The sequence below is a fragment of the Laedolimicola ammoniilytica genome, from assembly GCF_025567165.1.
GTDB lineage: Bacteria > Bacillota > Clostridia > Lachnospirales > Lachnospiraceae > Laedolimicola > Laedolimicola ammoniilytica.
Genome location: NZ_JAOQKC010000055.1, coordinates 1 through 1,308, shown reverse-complemented (window position 1 = coordinate 1,308; position 1,308 = coordinate 1). Strand labels below are relative to the sequence as shown.

2 protein-coding genes are annotated in these 1,308 nt (G+C 53.2%); both read right to left on the bottom strand.

Translation table 11 applies throughout. From position 1 onward, the window contains the following. Positions 1 to 679 (bottom strand): virulence-associated E family protein (locus OCV63_RS17315; RefSeq protein ID WP_262670956.1); only part of this gene is annotated, 679 nt, incomplete at its 3' end. Continuing rightward, positions 648 to 1,292, bottom strand: a complete 645-nt coding sequence (locus OCV63_RS17310; protein ID WP_158365445.1) for a CHC2 zinc finger domain-containing protein — start codon at positions 1,290 to 1,292, stop codon at positions 648 to 650. The genes OCV63_RS17315 and OCV63_RS17310, both read right to left, overlap by 32 nt. Positions 1,293 to 1,308: the final 16 nt, after the last annotated feature.

Genomic DNA, 1,308 nt, shown 5'->3' with positions numbered 1-1,308 from the left:
TGCTCTTGGCGTTGGCGGTTGCCATCATTTCCGACATTTCGATAATCCAGTGACCTTGCAGCTTGCGGTACACATTGTCATCGTCCAGCTTCCGCAAATCATCGGAGAACCACTCGTCCCGGACTGCCAGCAGACGGAAGAAGGTGGACTTGCCAGCCCCCTGACCGCCGACCAGACAGAGCATGATTTCAAACTTGCACCCCGGCTGAAAGGCTCGTGAGATTGCACCCAGCAGGAACAGCTTCAACGCTTCATAGGTGTAATCGTCTGCGTCAGCCCCCAGAAAGTGCCGCAGACAGAAACGGATTCGTTCTGTCCCGTCCCACACAAGGGCACTTAGGTAGTCCCGGATGGGATGGTACTTGTTTTCATTCGCCACAATCCCGATGGCGTTATCAATCTTTTTCTCATTGGTAAGCCCGTAGGTTTCTTCCAGATAGAGAAGCAGATACTTCATGTCCGTATCGTTCAGGGCGGTGCTTTCTCTGTGGAAGCCGATGGGCTTTATGATGTCCTTTCGGTCAGTTAGGATGTTGTATGCGATAGCCCCGGAAAGCAGAGGGTCACGCTGGAATACGGTCAGGCAGTTCCGTATGCTCTGACGGACACCGCCTTTCTCGGTAGTTTCCAGCCCCGCCTTGATTTCCTCAATGCTCTGGGGCGGCTGCATGGCGTTCATGGTGTTTTTTAGTTCTTGCTGCGTCTGCGGCTGCAAGCTCTGCCATTCGCTGTTCAAGCTGTATCACATCCTTTCCGTAGTCCGTAATCAAAGCCGCTTTTTCCTCTGTTTCCCCGAACAGAAGCACATCCAGCAGATATTCCACTTGGGCTTGCTTCTGTAAGGCTTCCACAAACCGGGGATGAAAGGCTTCCTCCGGGGAGTGCGGGGCATATTCCGTTCTCCATGCCCGAAGCAGGTGGAGATAATCGGCAAGGATACGGAAGCAGCGGTTCTTTGCTTCCTGAAACTGTTCCTCCGGGGATTTCTGCCGGGGCTTGGGCTTTTTTGCCTTTCCCGGCGGTTTCCAGTCCTCATAGGAAAGCCCAAAGTCATTTGCCAGTTGTACGGCGGCTTCTTTCTTTGCCAGCCCATACAGGGCGGCGGCAAAATCAATCACATCCCCATCCGCACCGCAGCCGAAGCAGTGGTAACGCCGATCCAGCTTCATGCTTGGGGTTTTATCATTATGGAACGGGCAGCAAGCCATCCCGTTCCGACCTACATGGATTCCATAATGCTCCGCAGCCTGTCTTGTTGTGACGGACTGCTTCACAGCTTCAAATACATTCAAATCTATCCCTCCTTGA